Below are 21,322 nucleotides of genomic sequence, written 5' to 3' on the forward strand. Positions count from 1 at the left end.
CTCCCCTCCCGCATAATAACCGCATGAAATATCAACCTATTTATCGCACACGGAGCGTCCATGCAACGACCCGATGAAGAGGCCCGCTACGACCGGCTGGCCGTCAGATTGTCGGTCATTATCAGCCGGTTAATGGCCGGAGAAACGCTGACCCTTCAGACACTGTCCGGTGAGTTTGGTGTATCGATACGCACCCTGCGTCGTGACTTACATCAACGGCTGGTCCACCTCGACATTATCGGGGAAAACGGCACGTATCGACTCAGTGAGAGCGCCACGCGTGATCACTCTCCGGGGGCCGTTTCCTTTGCCCGCAGTACCGGTATCGCACGCATTATCCCGTCGCAGAACCGGCAACTGATGCACCTGCTGATGAATGAAACGGGCACCTCACCCTGCTTTATCTGGCACGACTTACCGTCAGCATGGACACAGGCTGACAGTTTTCATCGTCTGGCCGAAGCCATTTGTCATCACCGGGTGGTCAGTCTGCTGGTCGGCGGTGTCCGTCACGATGAGCAGGAGCCTTACCGCCTGATTTACCGGCATCAGCACTGGTATCTGGTCGTCTGTTGCCGGGGGAGCCTTCGGGTGTTCCGGCTGGAAGACATTATCTCGGCCTCACTCTCAGAGCAAACCTTCCGTCGCCGGAGCGAAATCAGTTCGCTCATTACTGAAGAGGGATTTATCAGCGCACTGCCCCACTTTCGCTTTATCAGTGATGTCATTCACACATTCAGGGAACAACACCCTGAACATCCATCCAGACCCAAAGGAGTCAAATCGTGAAACCTGTCGCAGGCCCTCTGCTGCTCTTCACCCTGCTGTTGTCTGCCGTAACCCTGAGCGGCTGTGGCGACAAAAATGAACGCGAGTTTATCCAGGGATGCAAATCAGGCGGCGGTACTACCGCCGTCTGCGGATGTATCTGGGATGACCTCAAAACGAAATATACGCACGGGGAGCTGGAGAAAATGAACCAGCAATACGGTTATGTCCCCCCGCGCTTCATGGACAACATGCTGAGCGCTGCTCAGCAGTGCAGAAAATAAGGAAATCTGAACATGGCGCTTGTCATTAAATATTTCGCGATTGCCTTCGCCATCGCGCTTGTGGTCGTGCTGTTTAACGTGTTCGGGAGTACCGGCGAGATACGCAGTTTTGGTCAGGGAATGGGATATCTGTTCTGGATGACGCTTGGGCCCGGAGCCGGTATGACGGTCGGTGCTGCTCTTCGACAATGGCTGATGCCGGATGCGGTATACACCCGCGAAGGAATGACCGGATTACTCAAGGCCCGTCTGTTCTGGCTTGTGGGCCCACAGTGTATCGGCTGGCTGGCCGGACTTATCGTCGTGGGTAAACAACTCATGTAACACGGCTGCCCCTCAACAACATTTTTGACTGAGAAGGAAAAATACCATGCGATTCATGCACGCCATCCTGTCAGCAGGATTACTGACCTTTGCCATCACGGCACAGGCGGTCCCCAATATGTGGAGTAGTGGCTTCGGTATGGGCGTCACCGAGTACATCATCACCAGCCCGGAAAACGTGATGATGAACCTGAACTGCACCGGCAACCCTGACGACCAGAATATCCTGCAGCATCACGTCATGCTCACCCTGCCTGACGGCAGCGGTGCCGATTCACAGGATGATAAGACCGCCATCACCGTCGTCACGGATGACCAGACGTTCCCCCTGCCGTCCTCTCTGGGCTGGCGTAACGGCGACAACGCCTGGCTGTCGTTCATTGATGCCATCAGAAAAGCAACGTCGTTTGAGATTTACGTCAACGACAAAAAGGTGGGGCATTTTTCCCCTTCTGCCGGAAACGTTCACAAGGTTCTGGCTGATATGCCCGAATGCACGACACTGACCGCCGGGTAGCCCCGCCCGCTTGTTTACAGCAACATCAATCAAGGACAATGCAATATGACCGACATCTCGACACTCAGCCAGCGACTGGCAACACCAACGCTCACTTTTGTGCTGCTCACCATCGCAACCTGCGGCATCTGGCCGTTACTCTGGCTGTACCGAAAACAGCAGATTATCAGCGACACCACCGGTTACCCGGTTTGCGGAGATACCTTCGTTATCTGGCTGGCCGTCTGCTTCGGGCTCGGACGCCAGTTCGGCGTGATGGCCTCACCGGACCTCGCCGGCTACGACACGGGCAGCGACACGCTACTGGCCTTAAGCGGCATTCTGTCACTCGCCTGTGGCGTGATGTACATCGTCTGGGCGTTTAAGGCCAGAGCCGCGCTCCGCCACTATGCGCTGAACACCTTTCGCTTTGACCTGAAGATGAATGCGTTCTATACCGTGGTGCTCAACGTCTTTTACATCACGTACTGCATCAATGACATGCCGCAGGCGCTGGCAAAGCACCGAATTATTCATGGTCAGCCCGCCGTGCCACCGGAAACGCCATCTGCACGGTAGCGCCACTCCCCTCTGACTTACCCGGCAGGGGCATCCGTGAATGCCCCATCCGTCCGGGCTCTCCTCTGAGGCTGACTCAATGACATTACTCAAAATACTGCTCGCTGCGCTGGAGCGGGCGCTGACGTGGTGCGCCAGCAGCCGGGCACAGCAGTTTGTGGAAGACCACTTCCGCGAAGAAGGCCACGATGAAGACAGCATTTATATCGCCAGACAGACGGCAACCCTGCTCGCAGGAGCCTTAATCTCGGCCCTGATGGAGCAGATACTGCAATTCATCGCGACACACTTAACCCACTGATGCCCTGCTCACTGAGCGGGGCATCTGGTTTTATGACGTTTACCAGGAGCATTCACATGCACAACACCAACAGTCCGTTGCTACCGCCCGGTCCGTTTACCCGCAGGCAGGCTGAGGCCATTGTGGCGACGTACCAGAACGTGGCGACTGAAGACGACCAGGGCACCGATTTTCGCCTCGTCATCCGTCGCCGCGAGGGGCAGTTACTCTGGCGGGCGTGGAATTTTGAAGCCAGTGCTGGGGAATGGTTCAACCGCTATCTGGCCAGTCACGGCATACCCCGGGACTGACTCACCAGGCCCCTCAGCCGAATACCCGTTACACGACTAACAGGCCATGCTCCCTTCGGGGCGCATGGCTTTTTTGTTTATGCCGCAAAATCAACCCTAAGGAAATTAACCATGCGATTAGCCAGCCGTTTTGGGCGGACAAATCAAATCCGCCGTGACCGTCCACTGACCCACGAAGAATTACACCAACATGTACCCAGCGTTTTTGGCGAGGATAAACACGCATCCCGCTCAGAACGCTACAGCTATATACCGACTATAACCCTGCTCGAAAACCTGCAGCGCGAAGGGTTCCAGCCCTTCTTTGCCTGTCAGTCACGCGTTCGGGACCCTGACCGTCGTGAGCACACAAAGCACCTGCTCCGCTTACGCCGGGCTGGTCAGATAAATGGACAACATGTCCCTGAAATCATCATTCTGAATTCGCACGATGGCGCATCCAGTTTTCAGCTCTTACCAGGAATCTTCAGAAGCGTATGCACGAATTCGCTCGTCTGCGGACAGTCGTTTGGCGAAATCAGAGTTCCGCATCGGGGCAATATCGTTGAGAAAGTGATTGAGGGTGCTTACGAAGTACTCGGTGTCTTTGACAGGGTGGAAGAGAAACGTGACGCCATGCAGTCGCTGCAGTTACCACCACCCGCACAACACGCCCTGGCAAACGCCGCACTAACGTACCGTTTTGGTGAAGAACACCAGCCGGTGACCACCACGCAGGTGCTGACGCCACGACGGTATGAAGACCGGCAGGACGACCTGTGGACAACGTACCAGAGGCTGCAGGAGAACCTGCTGAAAGGCGGCCTGCCCGGACGTACCGCGAAGGGTAAACGCAGCCATACCCGTGCCGTTAGCGGCATCGACGGCGACGTAAAGCTCAACAGGGCGCTCTGGGTGATGGCGGAAAGTCTGCTGGAGACGCTGAAGTAATGCCGCACATCCCTGATGGCAGTTATCAGGTTACGCCATATCCGTTCGTCCTGCTGAGTCTGCCGGGCTGTCGCTCCATCTCCGATGACGACCTGTGCGCCTGGTGCTCACACCTTCTTTATCGGCCCGGCGAGCTCAGCCTGTGCTGCTTAAGTCTTCCTGAAGGCCACTGGCCATCACGCTGTGATGAAGATGGCTATACGCAGTCCTGCCCGTCACTCCTGCTGAACCTGCATCCCCAACCAGATAAATAAACAAGGAAAAACTAACATGACCGACATTATTAACCTTAACGATGCCTTCCAGTTACAGCCACAACATACCGATGCCGGTTCTGCGCCAGCACTGACCGCTACGTCGGTACCGGACGAACAGCGTCTCAGCTTCTGGCCGCAGTACTTCGGCAGCATACCGCAGTGGATAATCCTCGAGCCGACTGTCTTCGCGTGGATGGAACGCTTCTGTGCGGACTATAGCGGCGGCATCTGGCAGTTTTACACGCTCAGCAACGGCGGCGCGTTTATGGCCCCCGAAGCGAATGAGGATACTGATGAACAATGGTCGCTGTTCAACACCCTGAACGGTAACTGTGGAGAGCTCAGCGCTGAGGCTGCCGGAATTGCCGTCTGTCTGATGACGTATAGCCACCACGCCATGCGCACCGAATGCGACGCCATGACGGAGCACTATTATCGCCTGCGAGACTACGCGCTCAACCATGCGGAATGCAGCGCTATCATGCACATCATCGACTGAGGTCAGCCGCAATGGAACAACAGTTACCGCTGTTTGCCCGTGAATTAACCCCTGCCGACCAGCAGACGGTCAGGGAAGCCTTAACCCTGCTGGAGGGTCAGCTACGTGAACCCGGCGCGTCATTTACTTCCAGCCATGCCGTCCGCGACTGGCTGCGTCTGCAGCTTGCTTCGCTGGAGCGGGAAGAGTTTACCGCGCTCTTTCTCGATAACCAGCATCGCCTGATAGCCCACGAAACGCTTTTCACCGGCACCATCAACCATACGCAGGTCCATCCCCGCGAAGTGGTGAAGGCCGGTCTGAAGCATAACTGCGCCGCTGTCATCGTGGCGCATAGCCATCCCTCCGGGGAGGCGGAACCCAGTCAGGCAGATCGTAAAATTACAGAACGCCTGCGAGCTGCGCTGGAGTTAGTCGAAATACGGCTGCTGGATCACCTGGTGGTCGGCGGCATGGAGATCGTCTCGTTTTCTGAGAGAGGCTGGCTTTAAGAAGGAAAATAGCGATGAAGATTATCAGTAAACGCCAGGCAATGGCGATATACCGCCAGCACCCTAAGTCCCGGTTATTTCGCTTCTGTACTGGCAAATACACATGGTCCGGCAGCATCTGCCACTATGCCGGTCGGGAGGTGCAGGATATCAGCGGCGTGCTGGCCGTCTTTGCGGAACGCCGCCAGGACCGCAACGGTCCGTATGTCGTATTACGCAGCGTCACGCTGAATTAATGCATAGTTAAGGATTCCTTAAATGCAGAACACAACAAACGTAGCAAATCATGATATTGCCGAACCCTGGTGGGGACTTAAACCCACCGTCACGCCGTGTTTTGGCGCACGCCTGGTGCAGGAAGGCAACCGCCTGCATTACCTGGCTGACCGCGCCAGTATCACCGGCACCTTTAGTGACGCGGATTTACGCCATCTCGACCAGACATTCCCGGTACTGCTCAAACAGCTTGAACTGATGCTGGTTTCCGGTGAACTCAATCCCCGCCATCAGCACGGTGTCACGCTCTACGCAAAAGGGCTGACATGCGATGCCAACACCCTGGGTAGTTGCGGCTATGTCTATATTGCGCTTTACCCAGCACCTGCAACAACCGCGTAAATCTTCTTACCACTTATCTTCGTTTTAACCCATCAACAAAGAGATCCAGCTATGCAAACTCAACAACTATCCTCAACGGGGGAGGCCTCACCACGTCCGTCACCGGTGGAGATCTGGCAACGGCTTCTGAGCCACCTGCTGGATCATCACTACGGCCTGACGCTCAACGACACACCGTTTGGCAACGATGGTGTCATTCCGGAACATATTGACGCAGGTATTTCGCTGTGCGACGCAGTGAATTTCATCGTCGAAAAGTACGATCTTGTCCGTATCGATCATCGCAGTTTCAGTGCAGAAATACAGTCCCCGCTCATCAGCAGTATTGATATCCTCCGCGCCCGTAAGGCCTGTGGATTGATGACGCGCAACGGCTACAGAATGGTAACCGATATCACCACCGGCAAATACAGCGGAGCGACTCAATGAAGCTGTCCCTGACGGTTGAAGCCGATACAGTTAATGTACTGGCCCTTAATGGGGGCCGGATCGCCGTCGATATCGACGGTATTGAACTGGCCAATCTGATCGATGTGGTCTGCGATAACGGTTATTCGCTTCGCATAGCTGATGCCCCCGGGAAGCTGGTTGTTGAAGATCCACTTCCGCCTGTCGCCCGCGTTAACGGCATTCAGTGCAGCACCGCACATATCACGGAGGAAGACAATGCTCTGCTGTTTGCCCTTTCACACCAGTATGAAGACTTTGGTGAGTCTGAATGGATTTCGTACTCCGGCTCGGGTTACCTGCTCCACCTGGGCGCGTGGTCGTTTCCGGTCTTACGCCTCAAACGCCTCGGTCTGTCAAAATCCTGCCGTCAGTTAGTGGTGACGCTTATCCGTCGCTACTCCGCTGGCATTATTCACCTTGATGCCTGTGGCGAAGTGTTACCCGGCGTTGCTACCTTTGACTGGTAGCGCAACCTCAATCTCCATAAGGTTTTCACATGCCGGAATTAACCACCGAAGCGGCTCTCAACGTTCTGATTGGCTGGCTGCAGGACAACATAGATTGCGGTACGGAGATCATCTTCGACAACGACGAAGACAATACCGACTCAACAAAGTTGTTGCCCTGGATTGAACAGGCATTACAGAACGTTCGCGATCTCCACCATCTTCAGCTTTTGCAACAGGCCAGTACAGATTAACCACCGAACCGTACCCATCACTTACTCATAAACGCCAGCCCTCACCGGCTGGCGTTTTACTTTATATAAGGAAAAAAATGATGTCAGACCTTACCCTCACCGAACCCAAAGTCATCACCGGCCACACCGATGTGATTTGCTCCACCAGCATTGAACGCATCGTCACCGGACGTAATACCGCGCTGGTGCAGATTGAAACGCTGATACAACAACTTGACGATATCTCTGCCCTGACAAGCAGTGTCGGCGGAGGTAAATCGAATGAATGGGGAGTACGGCAATACCGTTACGACTGCTGGTTGATGGAAAAACCAGAAACAGCGATAAAAGCCATCACCCGAAATATCGATCGCAGCATCTGGAAAGACCTGATGAATAAGTCGGGAATGCTGGCGCTCATGGACGCTCAGGCGCGTGACCAGTGGTACAACAGTCTGGAAATGGACGATATTCCGGCTATCAGCGAAGAGAATATTCTCAACACATTCGAGCAGCTGCATCTTAGTAAAGGTGACGTATTTGAACGTGGGGTGATTAACGTGTTTAAGGGCCTGAGCTGGGATTTTAAGAGCAATAGCCCATGTAAGTTTGGGAAAAAGATCATCGTGACAGGGCTGGTGAAATATGATCGTTGGGGATTTGGTCTGAACTGGGGCTGGCAGCGCAATCGGTTAGCAGATCTGGAGCGCATGCTGACGATTCTGGATGGAAAGCCTGTCCCCGACAACCGTGCTGACGTTACCCGTCGTCTCGGCGATCATATCCATGAAAACAGGCACAGTAATCGCTATGAGGATGAGATGTTTGCAATCAAATATTTTCAGAAGGGAACAGCGCACATCGTATTCAAGAGACCAGAGCTGGTTGATAAGCTGAATAACATCATCGCCCGACACTATCCAGGGGCGTTGCCCACTAAACACTAAGGAGCCAGGTTATGGTATCATTTTCAAACGCTGATGGTGCTCACTACGATTCCGTAAACAGCCAGGGCACCGTGCAATCCAAAACACTTCAGATGGACGTAAAAATTCCCGTTCAACCGTCAAATTTTGACGCCCTGCAGATGGGGGCCTTACTGGGGGCCTCAATATTTATGAAACACAATAAAATCCATATGCATCTATATACATACAAATCGAAATTCATTCCGAGTCCGGGCACCACTATTTAAAGAACCCGCCCTAGAGGCGGGTTTTTGCTTTTGGAGAAACGGACTCTCCATCAAGCTCCGTTCGATTATTCGTCTCCAGCGGCTCACCCCTGCGGGGCCAGCGCGACAAGCGCGTTGTTCACCGCCTGCGGCGTTAGTCCGGGTCCGGGCACCGCTGTTATTATAAATACATTAATAATGTTGCATTTTAACCGGCGGTTATCACACTCTCAATTTTGGTCATGTACTCGATATATAGTGATACATCTAACCACTCTCTGAATTTTTCAATGCACACATAAATGATGTAATCCAACTACACATCCAGGCTGGAGAGTGATATCACAGGAATATTTAGGTTAAGCTAAAATATAAAACTAACAGATGGAGATTTTAATACTCTGAAATATCATTATCTGTAGTGTTCAACTGAAGTATAATCCTTATCTTAATAGATAACACGCGCATTTAAAAAACACCAGGACATTTCTGTAAAATAATTCAACAAAACAATTATCAAGAAATTATAATACATCAAATAATACTAATTAAAAATATATTGACGTAATCTATAACATAGGCGATAAACTATTAAACCATTATTTTCTTAAACCTATTATCGAAAAAGGATTGATAAGATGATCAGGAAAATTATCGCTAAGATAGTTAAAAGAAATAGTAACTATAATTACAACACTTCTTCCGACATCATCGAAGCTGACACCCCCATCGCTGAACAAAAAGCAGAAAACTACAATAAAATCATCTGCCATCATTTCACTTCTGGCATATCAACACTCAACCTGATCAGAACATCATTAATTTCAACTCATGAACAATTAAATACAGAAAAAGATAAAATAACAGAACTAAACGCACAAAATAATAAAGCAATGCATTCCCTTGAATCACTCGTTATTGAGATCAATGAGGCAGGCAAAGAATCAGCAGAAATTCAAAAACAAATGACTCATCTGAAGTTATCACTGACTGAAATTAATGATGCAATTAAAGACATACAAAAAATTGCCAATCATACAAATCTAATCGCAATAAATTCAGCGATTGAAGCTGCCCGAGTAGGTGAGGCGGGAAGAGGATTTAGCGTTATATCTAAAGAGGTTAGACAACTGGCTGAAAATGTTAAAATGTGCACTAACCATATATTTTTGCAAACGGAAACCCTCCAGAATAATGGTTCTACGGTTGATACATCCATCGAAGCACAGCTAGCAATAATCACGAAAATCACTCAGCATATGAATGAAGTTGTTTTTTCTATTAAAAGTGTAATTGAAAAATCAGCCGCAATGAAGGCAATTATTGACTACATATCAAATTTACTATTTTTAAGTATCATTAAAATGGATCATGTTATCTGGAAAATAGATCTATATAAAAAACTTACCGAGAATAAATTAGATGATACGTTGACATCATATAGTCAGTGCAGATTGGGGAAATGGTATTACGGTGATACTGGAAGATGTTTCTCTCATTTAACGGGATTTAAAAATCTGGAGGACCCTCACCAGATGTTACATAACTCCGGCGTTCTTGCAATCGAGTATTCGATTTCTGGCGACCATGAGCATATGTCCCTGGCGTTAAAAAGAATGGAACAGGCCAGTGATGAGGTAATGAATCAGCTCGAGATTCTTGGCAACGAGATTTTCAGAGAGGTTGTAAAATTTACGCCCGGTGATAACCCTTGACAAACTTTATTATTAGAATAGATAGTTAAAAACTACTGGAGACAGTTGATGTATACTCTATTATCTAAAAATGAAAATGCTGTGATAGTTTTACATGAAATTTATGGATTGAATAATCATATCAAGCAAGTATGTAAAGAACTGCACAATTCAGGACTTGATGTATATTGCCCCAATTTTTTGAACCGCGAAGAACCTTTCTCATACGATCAACATAGCCAGGCATACGATTATTTTATGAAGTTCTGCGGATTCGATACATCAATGATCTTCGATTTACTGATAAGAATACGTGATCATTATAAAAAAATAATAATCGTCGGATTCAGTGTTGGAGGGACATTAGCATGGCTTTGTTCGGAGAATACACAATGCGATGGTATCGTCAGTTTCTACGGAAGCCGTATACGTGATTATACTGATATAATGCCCAACAGCCCAACACTGGTTATCCAGGCGAAATATGAAGAAGCCTATGATCCTTACTTTCTCCAGCATAAACTCCGTCAGTATCCACTAGTATCGTTTCATATACTCAACAGCCGTCACGGATTTTGCGATCCTTATAATAAGGCATACAATCCGCCTGAATCAGCGAAAGCGCTGACTCTTTTGCATGATTTTATAACGAAGATCATTAACTAAGTTAATATAAACGTCTGACTCATTTGATGATCTCTGGTTGGCTTATTTCCAGTGCTATCGCCCTCGAATGGCATTTTGTTTCAGCAGCGTATAACGATTAAGAAGCTGGTTAAGCCGTATATCGAGCTGCTGATACAAAGCGGGTGATACACTCCCCTGTTTTTTTAATTCCTCATCGATTTGACGCAACAATTCTTCTGTCGGCGGCGTTTGGTCAAGCTGGCGGCGGATAGTGAAAATGGCTGATTTCAACTCCGACCCCGTCAGGTATTTACCCTTGCGTTCATCAAGCGCATTTAGCTGGGCGGTTAAGCGCTTCATTAATTTGCGTACTGCGGTTAAACAACGTGTCGTCTGAACCGTTGATTGTATTATCCATATCGACACCAAAAACAAAATCATCATTTTCATACCGGAATGTGAGACTTTCTTTATGCTTTCCGCCATCATCCCGGATAAATCCATTCGGAATACACACACCTTTAGCCGATGGAATATCCTCATCTTTCCTGCCACTAAGCCGTGATATGAGGGATTGCATGGCCGCCAGTTTGGCTGGCTTAGTATTTGCATCGGCCTCAGTAAACCCCTTGGCGAGATATTTCATCTTTTTGTCACTGTGCTTCTTGTCTGAAAAATCACGAATGTCAGTAGTAATCACAAAAGCTGTCATTCCTGAATAAACATGTGCTTCCAGCTGCCTGTATATATCCGGAGCACCCGACTCATTATGATCGAAAATAGCACCCTTACCATCAGGAAGGAGAACGATCTCTTTTAAAAAAGGGGCATTTTCAGGCCTGTTACCCGGTTTATTAATGGCGTCGCGTAGCGCCTGCTCTCTTAGCTGTACCCGCTGTTTAAATGCGGGTGGATAGAGCAGTTTGCTTTCTATTTTAAAGTCATCGATAAAAATCATATCGTGCAGCTGATTGTTAAACGACGCAGGAACATCAATCACATATTGACCGATACACTGCGGTTTGGTTTGCGCGAACAAAGTATTTATCACTGGACTGTCCTTCTTCACTGGCGTGGATGCCGTAGCCGGGGTAATAAAAAGCATGCTACTGATCATGAGAGATAACGCTGTAATCTGCCGAAAAGTCTTCATGGGGTCGAGATCTCCTGAACCATTTTCACAATGGCCCTGAGGGTAAACTGCAGGGCAGGCCTGGCCTGTATATCCTTCAGGCTGCTGACGTCATAGGCTCCCTGATGGTCAACGTGGGTTGCCAGAACGCTTTTGATTTCGCTGGTTTGAAATTTATGTACTGATGATGCAAATATCTGCCATTCTTTCCGACCAGTCAGAACGCTCCCGGGCGAACGCGTACGCTACGGCTGATCGTGTCCCAGAAGGCAATAATTTCCTCCTTACTGTAGGAGGTCGGTGGCATGGAATCATTCTCAAGAGTCAGAATAAAATTGGGAGTCTTGTAGCTGGCTGTCATTTCATTGATGAACATATCAAAGCCGTAACGCGGCTCGTCTTGAGATGCCTGTAAACCCGTTGCCAGAAACTCCTGGGCCTGCAGCCCGTTCACACTAAAGGCCCCTTTTCTTTCCACGTGACCACGGTACAAGTTACTCTCTATCTCACCAGCTCTCTCCAGCACCGTGTTTTTTTCACGCGTATAGTTATCGGTGGAGAGAATAATTCTGATATGTTCCAGTGACTTACTTTCAAGGCCCACAGAGATATCTTCCCGATCTGCTGCCGTCGTGTCGGTGGCAATAAACGCATGGGTGATACAGGAGCCAGGCTTTACCGGAATAACGTCATTATCCCTGCCGCTGATCCTCGCCATCAGCGACTGCATCTGGCTGACATCTTTTGAGACATAGTTTCTGGCTGGTCGCCCTCTTCGCTGCTCGTTATATTTTGGGCTAGTATCATTAATAGTCTGCTTCTGTAGTTTGATAACCACGCCGTTGGTATACACATAACCTTCCAGTATGCGCATTGCGTCCGAAACTCCTCCATTTTCATTTCTTTCAAAAATTACGCCATCCATGCCATCCGGCAACGGCCAAACCTTTTTCAAAAAGGGCATATCCTGAGCGTCTATGGTTTTACTGTTTCGCAGCGCCTTTTCACGTAACGCCAGCAACTGCACAAAACCNCTCCTCCATTTTCATTTCTTTCAAAAATTACGCCATCCATGCCATCCGGCAACGGCCAAACCTTTTTCAAAAAGGGCATATCCTGAGCGTCTATGGTTTTACTGTTTCGCAGCGCCTTTTCACGTAACGCCAGCAACTGCACAAAACCTGGATGATACATTTTCTTTGTCGCCAGGTAAGTTTTATACATATCTTCCGGCCGGGAAATAACCGCCGCCCAGATATTGTTATCCAGCGGTGCTGTTTCACTGTAGGCCACAAATGAGGATGGCAGATCGAGCATATAGCGCCCGACGCAGTAAGGTTTCATTTCGGCGTTTATCTTGTTCATGGCTTCCTGCTGTGATGACGTCAATGTCTGCGATGATGGGTTATAAGGGCGAGAATATTGATATCCCCCAACGCCCAGTACGACAAAAACAGCAAGAAGAATGATTCTTCGCTTAATTTTATTCATTGTGAAACCTCCCTGTTATTTATCTGCCATCCTTTCCGACCGGTCAAAATGCGCTAGGGCGAATGCGTACGCTACGGCTGATCGTGTCCCAGAAGGCGATAATTTCCTCCTTGCTGTAAGAGGTTGGCGACATACGTTGATTATCCAGGGTCAGCATAAAACCCGGAGTCTTATAGCTGGCGGTCATTTCATTGATATACATTTCAAACTGGTATCGTGGTTCATCGTTGTCTTCCTGTAACCCCATTGCCAGAAACTCCTCCGCCTGTAGCCCATTCACGCTAAAGGCACCTTTTCTTTCTATTGCTCCGCGTGAACGGGAAATATTACTTTTTATTTCTCCCATTCTGTCCAGCACCGTGTTTTCTTCACGCGTGAAGTTATCACTGGAAACTGCAACACGTATATTGTCGAAAGTATTACTGATGAACCCTATGTTAATATCTTCCCGATCTGCTGCCGTCGTGTCGGTGGCAATAAACGCATGGGTGATACAGGAGCCGGGCTTTACCGGAATAACGTCATTATCCCTGCCGCTGATCCTCGCCATCAGCGACTGCATCTGGCTGACATCTTTTGAGACATAGTTTCTGGCTGGCCGACCTCTTCGCTGCTCGTTATATTTTGGGCTAGTATCATTAATAGTCTGCTTCTGTAGTTTGATAACCACACCGTTGGTATACAGATAACCTTCCAGTATGCGCATTGCGTCCGAAACTCCTCCATTTTCATTTCTTTCAAAAATTACGCCATCCATGCCATCCGGCAACGGCCAAACCTTTTTCAAAAAGGGCATATCCTGAGCGTCTATGGTTTTACTGTTTCGCAGCGCCTTTTCACGTANCTCCTCCATTTTCATTTCTTTCAAAAATTACGCCATCCATGCCATCCGGCAACGGCCAAACCTTTTTCAAAAAGGGCATATCCTGAGCGTCTATGGTTTTACTGTTTCGCAGCGCCTTTTCACGTAACGCCAGCAACTGCACAAAACCCGGATGATACATCTTCTTTGTCGCCAGATAGGTTTTATACGAATCCTCTGACCGGGAAATAACCGCCGCCCAGATATTGTTATCCAGCGGTGCTGTTTCATTGTAAGCCTCAAAGGAGGATGGCAGATCGAGCATATAGCGCCCGACGCAGTAAGGTTTCATTTCGGCGTTTATTTTGCTCATGGCTTCCTGCTGTGATGATGTTAGTGTTTGTAGAGACGGGTTATAAGGGCGAAAGTATTGATACAGCCCATATCCCGCTAAGATTAAAACAGCAAAGATAATCACTTTTTTCTTTATATTATTCATGGTAAGCAAGTCCCGTATTTTTCACCTGCTGTACAATTCTTATAATTGACCGCAGGGTAAACCAGAGCGCATCCATGGTGTTATCCGATTTATAAGCTCCCTCATGGTCAACGCCCACGCCCAGCTGGGCCTTTAACTTCGGAGAATTAATAACTGCCGCTCTGACCGGTACCGTGCCGTCACCGTCTTCCGCTGGGGGCGATAATTCATATTTGCGGGTAACATAACCCTGGTCGGGCGTTGCCAGCGTTGCGTAGCGAATCGTCTGATTAAATTTGTCCGCCGGGTAGAAGATTTCCCCCTGTTCACTGACCTGCGAGCGGTAGGCTTCCGGGGTATGTTTTCCACTTACGTCCTTCCAGTGCAGTTCGGCATAAGAGGGATATTTCACACCGTCATTTCCATAAAAAGCATAGGTACTTTCATGGTAGCGTCCATTAAGTCCTTCTATAAACTTTCTAACTTTATTATCAATATTATCCACATATAATTGCCAGTCCTTCTCCAGTTGAATTTTATCCATACCTTTATTTTCTGGATTAATAAAGCGTTCCTCGCATAACCCCCACCACGCCGACCTCTGAGTGTAGATTTCCGTATAAGGGTCTGTCTGAGGCAAAGGCTGCTTAAAGCCCTCAACGTGAAACCAGCCCATACCGTATCCCTTGCCAGGCAGGAGCTGTAGAGGACCCGGCGATTGTGCCAGTACAGGGGTCATTTCAGCGCCATTACCGCCAATTACTAAACCTGTTACTCCTGCCTCTCCCGCTTTCATCCGTTTATAGGCCATCGGGGCACCACGATCCGGCATCACCCCGTGCACGATACCCAGTATATTTTTCTGTCCGTAATCGCCTTCCAGCAGTTCCGAATAATAACGGGCGACGAGCCCCCCCATTGAATGGGTCACCAGAATAACCTTTTCGCATTTGCGTCCGCTAGCTTTGTAATCGCCAATAATCTTTTCGATACGCTTGGCCAGCATTTGAGCTGAATCTACATTCGACTGTAGCCAGTTATAGCCCACTGCATGGACCGGAAAGAGGTACTGATAGCTTAGTGCCACTTCCTCTGTAGTCAGATTACTTTCGCCGATTTCCGCCCCCAACGCTTTATCCAGCAGCCTCTCACGCAAGGTCAGGCTACCATTTTTGTTGGTCTTATTTTTTAACATTGTCTGGTTATCGTTCAGCGCTTCCTGGAGCCAGGGGAGGAAGGTGCCGTAGCTCATCGCCCCCACTTCCCCCCAGCCTCTTTCCCGGCGAGATTTGAATAACAGGCGCTCTTCCGGACTTTCAGTCTCGATTTTCCCACCAGGATCGACAACGGTTTTGGTGGGATCCAGTAATTTTTTTCTTGTCACTGGCCCTCTTCCAATCCAGGGTAACACGCTTGCATTCCCGTTGACGGTCCAGACCGGTTTACCGTCATCGGGGTTCATCAAATTACTGCCCATCACCCCCGGTAAAAACACGACCGGGATGACTCTGTCCGGCATCTTATAAAGTTTGAGCCACTGCTCCTTGTCTTTCGGCGTGGCAATGACCTTATAGAGGGGATGACCAAACTTGTCGTACCCTAGCAGGACACTATTGCTTTCAGTGGCTTCATTCATTTGTTAGTCCTCATCCTTAAGGTTTATCTGCACTGATGCAGGGTCCACCAGGTTTTGCTTTTCCCCACGGCCGGATGCAGAGGTCATTAACTCCTGCACGGTACCATCGCTGTGCGTCAGGCTGATTTTCTGACCCGCTACAGGTTTATCAGAATAGGGCCACTGTACTTCAGGCCCTATTTCAAATTCGCTGCTCTCCCAACTCTGCGCCGCCATGCTCATACTCTGCCCGCCGAACTTCTGCCACACCGCCGCACGCTGGATGATTTTATCCGGCGCCGCACACTCCACGGCTCCATCAGCAATACGGATATAACCGCCCCCGCTGGTGAGAATGATTTCCTGCTTCGCACTTATGACCAGCTTCCCCTCGCTGCTGCTGATGCGGATATCCTTCAGCGCATCCAGCGTCATCTCATCACCCTGCGCCTGTATCTCCACCTTCCCCTGACTGGCAAATATTTTGATACCCAGCTTTTGGGCAAACAGGCTTATTCTCTCTCCTGCCGCCACGGTGAATCTTTTCAGTGCACTGAAATCCGTGTGCTTACCGCTGGTACTGATGACATTCTCGCCCGCTGACAACTGCACACTTTTTGGCGTGCTCTGAGCAATCCCCTCCGGGGCGGAGAGTAACAACGCGGACTGTTGCAAATCGGTCAGCGTTTGCTGCAGCAGCGCCTTCTGAGTCTGAATATCGGCCAGCTCCGCTTTGGCTGTTTCAACTGCGCAGCTCAGCGCTTCGACCTGGTTCTGCGCCTGCTGCAGCTGGCTTAGGGCTGCCCCCATCTCCAGCACCTGACCCTGTGCTTTCGCCTGGCCATCCGCACTGATAAATATGCCTTTCTGCGCCCGTATCGCGCCCCATGAGTCCGTTCTGAGCTCAAAACCCTCACCGCGCTTCTGCTTCTCAGCATCCACTAAATGTCCGAGATTCAGCTGACTCTTGCCGCCGTACTCAGTGGAAACCTTGATATGCTCTTTCCCGCGCTCATCGTCGAGGCGGATTTTGTTGTTCGCCGGTGTGCGCAACACGTTACGTTTGTAGTTGCGGATGGTGACGTGATCGCCGTGGGCCGAGTCGTGAAGTACGCCAGAAATGTACGGTCTGTCCGGGTTACCGTCCTCGAAGCCAATCGCCACTTCGGTGCCCGCCAGCAGCGGCAGGTGCAGGCCGTAGGTATCACCCGCATAAGGGCGGGACTGCCGTACCCACAGGCTCTCGAATCCAGTTTCCCAGTTATCACGGTCAAACAGCATGTTGACGCGATAGCGGCCATCTTTATCGATATGGCCGTAGGTATCGTTCTCGGTGGTGCTCGTGACACGTGCCGGCAATGTGCCGGCCATCACCGGGCGTGAGCCAGGCTCAGGGCGGAAACTAAAATCAGTGCTGTCCGGGATACCGTCGAACCTGACGCCGAAGTCTTCATCACGGCGCGCATGGCTGTGCATCGCTGTGACGACCACGCCCTGAGCAAACACCTCTGCCACTTCGTACCCGCCGGTGACTTTCAGCACCTGCCCAGGAGAGAGGGTCGGGCAGCTGGTGATGGCGCGGGTCTGCGTCTGACCATTCAGGTAGCGCTCATGACGAATGCGGGCATAAAACGCCCCTGACTCCGGGGCCGGATTGCGGTCGTAGGTACTACCTGGTGTCAGATAGTTATCAGCGTAGTGATAGGCATCACCGTAGGTGGTGGCATCCCCGCGGGTCGCATCGACCAGGGTATTCATGTCATCCGTGGCCTGGCGGTAGTTGTAATCACGGGTGCTGACCTGCTTCTGCACCACGTTATGATGGCTCTCCATGCCCCAGACCGAGTCCACGCCTTTTGAATGCTGTCCTGATGGCGGAACCGATGGCAGCGTCAGGCCTTTTTCATACCCCTGCTGACCGTCATAAAACTCCACCACGTCGATGTTCAGGCGCGTGTCGGTGGTGAAGCGGAACCAGATGCCGACTTCGCCCAGCAGACGGGTAATAAAGTGCAGGTCGTCCTCGCCGTACTGCATCACCTGCTCACGGCGCGGGTACTCTTTTGAGAGTGAGAACAGAAAATCCTGACCGCGCATGTTGTGGCGCTCGCGCAAATTTTTTCCACGATTTGTGGGACCGACATGTCCTGATAAATGGCGTTCTGATGCGAACGGTCAAGCAGCGCCAGGCGTGGCTGGAGCGTCAGGGCATAGTGGGTTTCATCCTTTGAGGTGTTGAGGCGTTCAAAGCCGCTCACCACTCCCTGAAGGGTGCGCACGGCCTGTTGCATTTTGATGCCGTAACCCTGGTCTACCGGGGCCTGCAGCGTCAGGGAAGCCGCTTTCATCAGCATCATTTCTTTGCTGATGGCATGGTTGCCGCTGGTGAACTCAATCCGGTAGCTGAACGGCGAGCTCAGGGCTTCATCGCCTTCAAACGCCAGCACATCGAGCTCTGCAGCACAGCCCTTCACCGCCAGCAGGTGATGGTTGTGGCTGAATCTGATTGGGGGATTACTGCTCATGCGTGCACTCCTTGTGTACGGTCAAACTCCAGCCCGATACCCTCTTCCTCACTCCAGCTAAGGCATAGCGACTGTGGTTTCTGTTTCGCGGCCATGTGGGTCAGCAACTGCTGGCTCAGCACCGGCAGAATTTGTTGATTGAGCAGGCTGTCGACGTTACGCGCCCCGGTATCCGGCAGCAGGCAGGCGGCAGTGAGTGCGTCATACAGGCTCTCATCAATGTGCGTGCTCAGGCCGTAGTGGCGATGTAAGCGCTTGCTGACCTGCGCGAGTTTCATCTCCACGATGGTACGCATGGCTGCTTCTGCCAGTGGGCGGTAAATTACGATCTGGAAGCGAGCCAGCAGCGCCGGCTGGAAGTGGTCGCGTAAAATCGGGCGCAACAGCTCGTGCAGATCCGCTTCAGTCGCTTCCGGCTGTTCGTCCAGCAGCTGCATCAGATGATCGCTGCCGAGGTTCGAGGTCATCAGGATAACGGTGTTACGGAAGTCGATTTCACGCCCCTCGCCGTCGCGCATAAAGCCACGGTCGAAGACCTGGTAGAACAGGTTCATCACGTCGCGGTGCGCCTTTTCCACTTCATCGAGCAGCACCACGCTGTACGGACGCTTGCGGACCGCTTCGGTCAGAATGCCGCCCTGACCGTAGCCGACGTAGCCCGGCGGCGAGCCTTTCAGCTGGGACACCGTGTGCGGCTCCTGGTACTCGGACAGGTTGATGGTGATGAGTGACTTCTCGCCACCGTACAGCACATCCGCCAGCGCCAGCGCGGTTTCAGTTTTGCCGACGCCACTTGGACCGACCAGCAGGAACACACCCTGCGGACCATTCTCTGACGTCAGCCCGGTCTTCGCCGCGCGCAAGCGCTGGGCGATAGCGTTGAGTGCCACGTCCTGACCCACCACGCGTTTGCTGATTTCATTTTCCAGGGTCAGCAACTCAGTTTGCTCGTCTTTCATCAGGGAAGAGAGCGGCACGCCGGTCCAGTCGGCAATCACATTGGCGACGGTGCGGACGTCCACATCCACCGACAGCAGCGGGTTGCTGTGCTGTATGCCGTTCAGAGCCTGTTGCAGCGCGTGCGTCTCACTCTGACGGGAGATGTCCTGGCGGCTTTCCAGCAGTTGTTCGGTGAGTTTCAGCTCCTCGCCGTACCGGGCTTCCAGTTCGTCAAGTTCAGCGATAAGGTCCTTCTCTTCCTGCTCAATGGCGGTCAGGCGTTCGCCGTGGCTCTGATTGCCGACTGCGATATCTTCCAGCAGCGCCTGCTTCTCTATGTCCAGCGAGGTCATCAGCGCGCGAATACGGGTCAGCGGCTCCGGCACCGTGTCGAGGCTCATGCGCACGCGGGCGCTGGCCGTATCGAGTAAATCGACGGCCTTGTCCGGTAGCTGGCGTCCGGTCAGGTAACGACGGGACAGCGTGACGGCGGCGCGTACCGCATCGTCAGTAATATGCACGCCATGGTGTTCGGCATAACGGGATTTCAGGCCACGCAGCATCAGGCAGGCCGTATCGTCATCCGGCTCGTCCACTTTCACCATCTGGAAGCGGCGCTCCAGCGCGGCATCGCGTTCAAAATACTGTTTGTACTCGCTCCATGTGGTGGCGGCGATGGTGCGCAGTTCACCGCGGGCCAGTGCCGGTTTCAGCAGGTTGGCCGCATCCGCGCCACCGGCTGAATTCCCTGCACCGATAATGGTATGGGCTTCATCGATAAACAGCAGAATGGGCACCGGCGACTGCTGCACGGCATCGATGACGTTTTTCAGGCGCTGTTCAAATTCGCCCTTCACGCCAGCCCCCGCCTGTAACAGGCCAAGATCAAGGGTACGCAGTACAACAGGCTTGAGTGATTCCGGCACGTTGCCTTCGGCGATGCGTAATGCCAGCCCTTCCACCAGCGCGGTTTTGCCGACGCCCGGTTCACCGACCAGGATCGGATTGTTTTTGCGACGGCGCGAGAGAATATCCACCATCTGGCGGATTTCCGTGTCACGGCCGAACACCGGGTCAATCTTGCCCTCTTTCGCTTTGGCAGTGACGTCGAGCGTGAATTTATCCAGCGCGTTTTGCAGCGCCGGGGTCAGTTCCCCCTCTTTCAGCTCTGCACCGACCGGGCGGCCGACAAATTCCACCTCACTGCCATGCTCCTGGGCCAGTTCAGCCTCAAACTGCAGCTCCGGGCGTTCATCAGATTGTGCATCCAGCAGCGGGCGCAGGCGTTCCAGTTGCCTCTGCCCCAGCGTCAGCAATGGCCACAGGCCGTCGCAGTGAGCAAGTCGTGGGTTTTCCGTCAACGCCATTAGCAGGTGTTGGCTTCGGATACTTTCCTCTCCGGCAAGTGAGGCCTGCATCCACGCTTCCTGCAGCAGTTTCTGAATATCTGCGGATAGCTGCGGGCGGCTGCGAACCGAACGCGGTAGATTGTCGAGCCACGCCAGCAAATCCTGCCACAGTGCATCCATATCCCACTCGTAGCGGCGTGCCAGCACCGTCAGGTCACCTTCCCCCTGTTCTAGCAGCTTCAGCAGCCAGTGCTCCGGCAAAATTTCCGCATGGGCGCGGGTCTGACAGAGCGAAGCCGCCCCTTCCATCGCACGGGCACAGTAAGGGTTCAGACGTCGCAACAGGATGGCTGGATTTTCCATGAATCTCTCTCTTTGTCGGTTCCTGGACACGCTACCGCCCATCGCTGTTTTCCGTGAAGGGGACCAAAGCGCATACGGTCAGGCTGGCAGTTTGTGGTTTTCTTTGCTGAAAACCCGTTTCAGACAGGCTCTCAGCAAAAAAATGCGGACAGGAAACCCCGTCCGCA

General features: G+C 51.5%; 26 protein-coding genes and 3 pseudogenes. 19 read left to right on the forward strand and 10 right to left on the reverse strand.

Annotated features, from left to right (window positions below; translation table 11 throughout):
* Positions 1-60: 60 nt before the first annotated feature.
* The 19 genes from B9P82_RS09330 (at position 61) to B9P82_RS09425 (ending at position 10,500) form a co-directional block, all read left to right on the forward strand.
* On the forward strand, positions 61-789 hold the full coding sequence (locus B9P82_RS09330; RefSeq protein ID WP_023336632.1) for a helix-turn-helix transcriptional regulator: 729 nt from the start codon (positions 61-63) through the stop codon (positions 787-789).
* Positions 786-1,052, forward strand: coding sequence for a hypothetical protein (locus B9P82_RS09335; RefSeq protein ID WP_023336631.1), 267 nt, complete (start codon positions 786-788; stop codon positions 1,050-1,052). Before B9P82_RS09330 ends, B9P82_RS09335 begins: the two co-directional genes overlap by 4 nt.
* Positions 1,053-1,064: 12 nt before the next feature.
* Positions 1,065-1,376, forward strand: coding sequence for a hypothetical protein (locus B9P82_RS09340; RefSeq protein ID WP_023336630.1), 312 nt, complete (start codon positions 1,065-1,067; stop codon positions 1,374-1,376).
* 46 nt (positions 1,377-1,422) lie between these two features.
* Complete coding sequence (locus B9P82_RS09345; RefSeq protein WP_101700254.1) at positions 1,423-1,893, forward strand: hypothetical protein; 471 nt, start codon at positions 1,423-1,425, stop codon at positions 1,891-1,893.
* Positions 1,894-1,938: 45 nt separating this feature from the next.
* Entirely contained in the window at positions 1,939-2,451 is a 513-nt protein-coding gene (locus B9P82_RS09350) for a DUF4234 domain-containing protein (protein ID WP_101700255.1), read from the forward strand.
* 79 nt (positions 2,452-2,530) lie between these two features.
* The gene (locus B9P82_RS09355) at positions 2,531-2,752 is read left to right on the forward strand and encodes a hypothetical protein (protein ID WP_101700256.1); all 222 of its coding nucleotides are present in this window, start codon (positions 2,531-2,533) and stop codon (positions 2,750-2,752) included.
* Between the two features lie 32 nt (positions 2,753-2,784).
* Complete coding sequence (locus B9P82_RS09360) at positions 2,785-3,042, forward strand: DUF905 domain-containing protein (RefSeq protein ID WP_225622965.1); 258 nt, start codon at positions 2,785-2,787, stop codon at positions 3,040-3,042.
* Between the two features lie 111 nt (positions 3,043-3,153).
* Complete coding sequence (locus tag B9P82_RS09365) at positions 3,154-3,972, forward strand: DUF932 domain-containing protein (RefSeq protein WP_101700258.1); 819 nt, start codon at positions 3,154-3,156, stop codon at positions 3,970-3,972.
* On the forward strand, positions 3,972-4,226 hold the full coding sequence (locus B9P82_RS09370) for a hypothetical protein (RefSeq protein ID WP_101700259.1): 255 nt from the start codon (positions 3,972-3,974) through the stop codon (positions 4,224-4,226). Before B9P82_RS09365 ends, B9P82_RS09370 begins: the two co-directional genes overlap by 1 nt.
* A gap of 16 nt (positions 4,227-4,242) precedes the next feature.
* Complete coding sequence (locus B9P82_RS09375) at positions 4,243-4,728, forward strand: antirestriction protein (protein ID WP_101700260.1); 486 nt, start codon at positions 4,243-4,245, stop codon at positions 4,726-4,728.
* Positions 4,729-4,739: 11 nt separating this feature from the next.
* Positions 4,740-5,219 carry a RadC family protein gene (radC, locus tag B9P82_RS09380; protein ID WP_101700261.1) on the forward strand — a complete coding sequence of 160 codons (480 nt, stop codon included), beginning with the start codon at positions 4,740-4,742 and terminating at the stop codon, positions 5,217-5,219.
* Between the two features lie 14 nt (positions 5,220-5,233).
* Positions 5,234-5,455 carry a DUF987 domain-containing protein gene (locus tag B9P82_RS09385; RefSeq protein ID WP_032648619.1) on the forward strand — a complete coding sequence of 74 codons (222 nt, stop codon included), beginning with the start codon at positions 5,234-5,236 and terminating at the stop codon, positions 5,453-5,455.
* 22 nt (positions 5,456-5,477) lie between these two features.
* Positions 5,478-5,837, forward strand: a complete 360-nt coding sequence (locus B9P82_RS09390) for a type IV toxin-antitoxin system YeeU family antitoxin (protein ID WP_101700262.1) — start codon at positions 5,478-5,480, stop codon at positions 5,835-5,837.
* A 51-nt stretch (positions 5,838-5,888) separates the two neighbouring features.
* On the forward strand, positions 5,889-6,266 hold the full coding sequence (locus B9P82_RS09395) for a TA system toxin CbtA family protein (RefSeq protein ID WP_101700263.1): 378 nt from the start codon (positions 5,889-5,891) through the stop codon (positions 6,264-6,266).
* The gene (locus B9P82_RS09400) at positions 6,263-6,754 is read left to right on the forward strand and encodes a DUF5983 family protein (RefSeq protein ID WP_101700264.1); all 492 of its coding nucleotides are present in this window, start codon (positions 6,263-6,265) and stop codon (positions 6,752-6,754) included. Before B9P82_RS09395 ends, B9P82_RS09400 begins: the two co-directional genes overlap by 4 nt.
* 29 nt (positions 6,755-6,783) lie before the next feature.
* Positions 6,784-6,987 carry a DUF957 domain-containing protein gene (locus B9P82_RS09405; RefSeq protein WP_101700265.1) on the forward strand — a complete coding sequence of 68 codons (204 nt, stop codon included), beginning with the start codon at positions 6,784-6,786 and terminating at the stop codon, positions 6,985-6,987.
* An 80-nt stretch (positions 6,988-7,067) separates the two neighbouring features.
* Positions 7,068-7,913: a DUF4942 domain-containing protein gene (locus tag B9P82_RS09410; protein WP_101700266.1), complete on the forward strand. Its 846-nt coding sequence runs from the start codon at positions 7,068-7,070 to the stop codon at positions 7,911-7,913.
* A gap of 865 nt (positions 7,914-8,778) precedes the next feature.
* Positions 8,779-9,855: a methyl-accepting chemotaxis protein gene (locus tag B9P82_RS09420; RefSeq protein WP_101700268.1), complete on the forward strand. Its 1,077-nt coding sequence runs from the start codon at positions 8,779-8,781 to the stop codon at positions 9,853-9,855.
* 48 nt (positions 9,856-9,903) lie between these two features.
* Complete coding sequence (locus tag B9P82_RS09425; protein WP_101700269.1) at positions 9,904-10,500, forward strand: dienelactone hydrolase family protein; 597 nt, start codon at positions 9,904-9,906, stop codon at positions 10,498-10,500.
* 54 nt (positions 10,501-10,554) lie between these two features.
* On the opposite strand, the pseudogene B9P82_RS09430 reads toward B9P82_RS09425, so the two are convergent.
* From B9P82_RS09430 to tssH, 10 genes and pseudogenes are all read right to left on the reverse strand, one after another.
* A pseudogene (locus B9P82_RS09430) lies at positions 10,555-10,821 on the reverse strand (VasL domain-containing protein); the annotation flags it as partial.
* Entirely contained in the window at positions 10,787-11,614 is an 828-nt protein-coding gene (locus B9P82_RS09435) for a T6SS immunity protein Tli4 family protein (protein WP_371412081.1), read from the reverse strand. The pseudogene B9P82_RS09430 and the gene B9P82_RS09435, both read right to left, overlap by 35 nt.
* Positions 11,611-11,754, reverse strand: a pseudogene (locus tag B9P82_RS28880) (acetyltransferase); the annotation flags it as partial. The pseudogene B9P82_RS28880 and the gene B9P82_RS09435, both read right to left, overlap by 4 nt.
* Positions 11,755-11,810: 56 nt before the next feature.
* Positions 11,811-12,620, reverse strand: a complete 810-nt coding sequence (locus B9P82_RS09445) for a T6SS immunity protein Tli4 family protein (RefSeq protein WP_246842112.1) — start codon at positions 12,618-12,620, stop codon at positions 11,811-11,813.
* Positions 12,569-13,084, reverse strand: coding sequence for a hypothetical protein (locus B9P82_RS09450; RefSeq protein ID WP_143704266.1), 516 nt, complete (start codon positions 13,082-13,084; stop codon positions 12,569-12,571). Before B9P82_RS09450 ends, B9P82_RS09445 begins: the two co-directional genes overlap by 52 nt.
* A 43-nt stretch (positions 13,085-13,127) precedes the next feature.
* Positions 13,128-13,943: a T6SS immunity protein Tli4 family protein gene (locus B9P82_RS09455; RefSeq protein ID WP_246842119.1), complete on the reverse strand. Its 816-nt coding sequence runs from the start codon at positions 13,941-13,943 to the stop codon at positions 13,128-13,130.
* Positions 13,921-14,385 (reverse strand): hypothetical protein, encoded by a 465-nt coding sequence (locus B9P82_RS09460; RefSeq protein ID WP_246842113.1) that lies wholly within the window; start codon positions 14,383-14,385, stop codon positions 13,921-13,923. The genes B9P82_RS09455 and B9P82_RS09460 overlap by 23 nt, the downstream gene beginning before the upstream one ends.
* Positions 14,378-16,000 carry a lipase family alpha/beta hydrolase gene (locus B9P82_RS09465; protein WP_101700271.1) on the reverse strand — a complete coding sequence of 541 codons (1,623 nt, stop codon included), beginning with the start codon at positions 15,998-16,000 and terminating at the stop codon, positions 14,378-14,380. The genes B9P82_RS09460 and B9P82_RS09465 overlap by 8 nt, the downstream gene beginning before the upstream one ends.
* A 3-nt stretch (positions 16,001-16,003) precedes the next feature.
* Positions 16,004-18,504: pseudogene (locus B9P82_RS09470) on the reverse strand (DUF2345 domain-containing protein).
* Positions 18,501-21,155 (reverse strand): type VI secretion system ATPase TssH, encoded by a 2,655-nt coding sequence (gene tssH, locus B9P82_RS09475; protein ID WP_101700272.1) that lies wholly within the window; start codon positions 21,153-21,155, stop codon positions 18,501-18,503. The pseudogene B9P82_RS09470 and the gene tssH overlap by 4 nt, the downstream one beginning before the upstream one ends.
* Positions 21,156-21,322: the final 167 nt, after the last annotated feature.

Source organism: Citrobacter sp. L55 (genome assembly GCF_002850715.1).
In the GTDB taxonomy this organism is placed as follows: Bacteria; Pseudomonadota; Gammaproteobacteria; order Enterobacterales; family Enterobacteriaceae; genus Citrobacter; species Citrobacter braakii.